Genomic DNA, 4,269 nt, shown 5'->3' with positions numbered 1-4,269 from the left:
TCAGGGTTTGCATCACCAATGATATCAATTGGGTTTGTACGAGACCAATTAGATGGTAAATATGTATTAAGCTTCTGAATTGTTTTGGAACCTAAACAAGCAAGTTTACCGCCATAATCAATAAGACGATCCACAGCTAGAACGCCTGCCCCACCACCATTTGTTAAAATAGTAAGATGTTCACAAGATAAGGGGCGACTGCGACTTAAAATTTCAGCAGCATCAAAAAGTTCTTCAAGATCTGTAACACGAATTATGCCTACACGTCTAAAAACTGAATCATAAACTATATCTGCACCTGATAAAGCACCTGTATGAGAAGCAGCTGCCCTAGCTCCTTCTGTATGCCTACCAGACTTTATAACAACAATAGGTTTAATTTGGGCCGCTGCACGAGCTGCAGACATAAATTTTCTTGGATGAGTAATGTGTTCTAAATAAAGAATTATTACTTTAGTTTGAGGATCCATCACTAGATAATCTAATATATCACCTACATCAATATCCATCATATTACCTAATGAGACAATATGCGAAAAGCCAATCTTACGATTTATAGACCAACCAATCATCGCACCTATAATAGCACCAGATTGCGAAATAAATGCTAGCTCTCCATTTAAAGGATTAAGATGAGAAAAACTTGCATTTAAACCCAATGGTGGGACCATTAAACCAAAGCAATTTGGTCCTATAATTCTAAAGCAATAAGGTTTTGCAATTGCCAAGATGGACTTTTGCATATTCGTATCAATCCCAGCCGATATAATAACAGCAGCTTTAATACCTTTTTGAGCAAGTTCATCAATAAGCAATGGAATAGTTTTTGGTGGTGTCGCTATAATGGCAAGATCTGGTATAATAGGTAAATCTTTAACATTAGACCAACATTTTTGTCCTGCAATTATAGAATGGTTGGGGTTAACAAACCAAAATTTCCCTAAAAATCCAGCTTGTAATAAATTATTTGTTACGGTCTTGCCTACTGTATTTATTTCATCACTGGCCCCTATGAGTACAATAGAAGATGGATGAAATATTTTATCTAAATTAGAAATAGTCAAAAGTAATCTTTCTATATTAATTAATGATACTATAAATTATATTTTATTTATACCATTTGATTTAAATCAAACATTTTAAATTAATATTATGTTTAGTATTTCTTATTAACCAGAAGGATTTACAAATATGAAAGCATTAATTTATCAAGGACCAGGTAAAAAAAAATTAGATGAAAGACCAAAACCAGAAATTAAAAATCCAACAGATGCTATTGTTAAAATAACAAAAACAACAATTTGTGGAACAGATCTCCATATTCTAAAAGGTGATGTACCCACTTGCGAGCCAGGCCGCGTTTTAGGACATGAAGGTGTTGGTATTATAGAAAAAACTGGTTCTAATGTTACCTCGCTAAAAGTGGGTGACCATGTGTTAATTTCTTGTATTACTTCTTGTGGTAAATGCCATTACTGCCGCAAGGGTATGTATTCTCATTGTATAGATGGAGGTTGGATTTTAGGTCATCGCATTGATGGTACCCAAGCAGAATATGTCCGCATTCCTCATGCAGACACAAGTCTTTATAAAATTCCTGCAAATGTTGACGAAGAAGCATTAGTTATGCTCAGTGATATATTTCCAACTGGTTTTGAATGTGGGGTGCTTAATGGAAAAATTAAACCAGGTGATAAAGTTGCAATAGTAGGTTCAGGACCCATTGGTCTGGCTACACTCTTAACAGCACAATTTTATTCGCCTGCTGAAATTATTATGATTGATATTGACGATAATCGTTTAAACATCGCAAAAAAATTTGGTGCTACATCAGTTATTAATACAAAAAAAGAAGATGGTGTTAAAAAACTTATGCAAATGACAGATAATATTGGTGTTGATGTAGCAATTGAAGCTGTTGGGATCCCAGCTACCTTTGTAATGTGTGAAGATATTATTGCCCCGGGTGGTATTATAGCTAACATTGGTGTACACGGCGTTAAAGCCGATCTTCATCTTGAAAAACTATGGAGTCATAATATTACTATTACAACCAGACTAGTGGATACTGTAACTACATCAACATTATTACAAACTGTACAATCTAATAAACTCAACCCCAAGCAATTGATTACCCATCGTTTCTCTTTAGATAAAGTTTTAGAAGCATATGAAACTTTTCAATCTGCATCGCAAACACATGCATTAAAAGTCATTATCGAGGTGTAATCAAAATAAATAGCATACAGATATCATAAAATATCTGTATGCTATAATTCTTCTGTTTGCATATAGGTGGGAATTACAACCTCCCATTTGAACTCTTTTTCAATTTTCTGTTTTAATGATTGGGCTGCTTCAATTTCACCATGAGTAATAAATACCTTTTTAATAGGTTTACGAAAATTTTTTAACCATATCAGAATTTCACCATAATCTGCATGAGCAGACATATTATCAAGTTTAATAATTTTAGCTTTTACTGGCCACATATTCCCATGAATTTTAATTTCATTTTCACCTCGGGCTAACCTATCACCACGTGTACCTTCCGCTTGAAATCCAGATAATAAAATTGTGTTTTTACTATCACCTAAATAATGTTTTAAATGATGTAAAATACGGCCTCCCGTTGCCATACCACTAGATGATATAATAATTTTAGGGATATTATTTTTATTGATAGCTTTTGATTCTTCCGTAGTACGTGTATATTGAGGTATTGTGCACACAGATTTACATTCTTCATATGACAAACGATGATCATTCATATGTTTATGTAAAAGTTCTGTTGCATCAATTGCCATAGGGCTATCCAAATATATAGGTACATCAGGAATACGTTTTTCTTGTTTTAATATATAAAAATAGTAAAGTAATATTTGTGCCCTACCAACTGCAAAAGAAGGGATTAACAAGGTCCCCCCACGATTAATGGTTTGAAGAACAATTTTTTCTATATCATCAATCGGGTCATCTTTATCATGAAGTCTATTACCATATGTGGATTCTAGTACAAGATAATCAATTTCTTGTATTTGTGCTGGGGGCTTCATTACGGGATTATGCAAACGACCAATATCACCAGAAAATAAAATATTCGTTTGACCATTATTCAAACGAATAAAAGATGCTCCCAATATATGACCAGCACGATGAAACGAAAAACTTAATTCATCATGTAAATTATAAGATTGGCCAAAAGCTATAGGCCGAAAATATTGAAGACTATTTTTAGCTTCTTCTTCGGTATAAAGTGGTAATGCCGGATGATGTTTTGACCAGCCATGCCGGTTTGCCGCATTGGCATCTTCTTCTTGCAAATAACCTGAATCAGGTAATAAAATCTTACACAAATCATAAGTTGCTTCTGTACAATAAATAGAACCGCTAAACCCAAGATTAACTAATTTTGGTATATAACCACTATGGTCCAAATGGGCATGGGTAAGCAGCACGGCATTAATATTAATAGATTTGATTGGTAAAACTCCCCAATTGCGTAAACGTAATTCTTTACGCCCTTGGAATAAACCACAATCAATTAAAATTTTTTGATTAGCAGATTCAAGTAAATATTTAGAACCTGTTACCGTTTCTGTTGCTCCTAAAAAAGTTAATTTCATTATATTGCTCTGATAAACTTATATTATTCTTATAAAATCAAGAACAATATAGATGTTATTAAAAATGTGTCGTTATTTTAAATGGTTCAAAAAAGCTTAAATGGTGCCGCCGAATAGAATTGAACTATCGACCCCACCCTTACCAAGGGTAAGTTCATTATTTTTATCCTATTTAATTATTATTCACAAGATTTAAATTTTGGCTATTTTTCTAGACTTTCAAGCTATATTGATGTTAACATAAATTATTATTAATAGTGGATTTTTATTTCCTATTGCTTACCCCATGCTTACCTGGATTATAAAATGGTAAAGTTAACAAAACGTTTTGTTGAATCTCTTAATCCTAATTCTAAAGATATAATTATTTGGGATGAACAGCTCCCACGTTTTGGAATAAGGGTAAAACCTTCAGGCCATAAAAGTTATATTCTTCAATATCGTAAAAGAAACCAAGATTTTACTAGCAAAAGATTAACCATTGGGCCTCATACTCTTATATCGGCTGAAGAAGCACGAATAAAAGCTCAAAAAATTTTGGCACGTATATTAGATGGGGAAGATCCAGTTGAAGATAAAATAAAATCAAAAAATGCTTTAAAAGTTAAAGATTTATGCTCACTTTATCTTAAAGAAGGTGTAA

At 33.0% G+C, this 4,269-nt stretch carries 4 protein-coding genes and 1 tRNA gene; 2 read left to right on the top strand and 3 right to left on the bottom strand.

Going from position 1 to position 4,269, the window contains the following annotated elements; genetic code table 11:
- Window positions 1–1,064, bottom strand: a 1,064-nt coding sequence (locus K1X44_08825; protein ID MBX7147389.1) for a CoA-binding protein, incomplete at its 3' end; no start/stop codon positions are given.
- A gap of 127 nt (window positions 1,065–1,191) precedes the next feature.
- Between K1X44_08825 and K1X44_08820 the strand changes: the two genes are divergently transcribed.
- Window positions 1,192–2,229 (top strand): zinc-dependent alcohol dehydrogenase family protein, encoded by a 1,038-nt coding sequence (locus tag K1X44_08820; protein ID MBX7147388.1) that lies wholly within the window; start codon window positions 1,192–1,194, stop codon window positions 2,227–2,229.
- 41 nt (window positions 2,230–2,270) lie between these two features.
- Here the strand turns inward: K1X44_08820 and K1X44_08815 are convergent, their stop codons facing one another.
- Together K1X44_08815 and K1X44_08810 are read right to left on the bottom strand one after the other, a co-directional pair.
- Window positions 2,271–3,626 (bottom strand): MBL fold metallo-hydrolase, encoded by a 1,356-nt coding sequence (locus K1X44_08815; GenBank protein ID MBX7147387.1) that lies wholly within the window; start codon window positions 3,624–3,626, stop codon window positions 2,271–2,273.
- 101 nt (window positions 3,627–3,727) lie between these two features.
- Window positions 3,728–3,804: transfer RNA gene (locus tag K1X44_08810), tRNA-Thr, on the bottom strand.
- Window positions 3,805–3,932: 128 nt separating this feature from the next.
- Between K1X44_08810 and K1X44_08805 the strand changes: the two genes are divergently transcribed.
- The coding region (locus tag K1X44_08805; protein ID MBX7147386.1) for an Arm DNA-binding domain-containing protein at window positions 3,933–4,269 on the top strand (337 nt) is incomplete at its 3' end.

Source organism: Alphaproteobacteria bacterium (assembly GCA_019695395.1).
GTDB lineage: Bacteria > Pseudomonadota > Alphaproteobacteria > JAEUKQ01 > JAIBAD01 > JAIBAD01.
The sequence above is the reverse complement of the archived record's forward strand: the minus strand, read 5'-3'. Positions and strand labels throughout refer to the sequence as shown.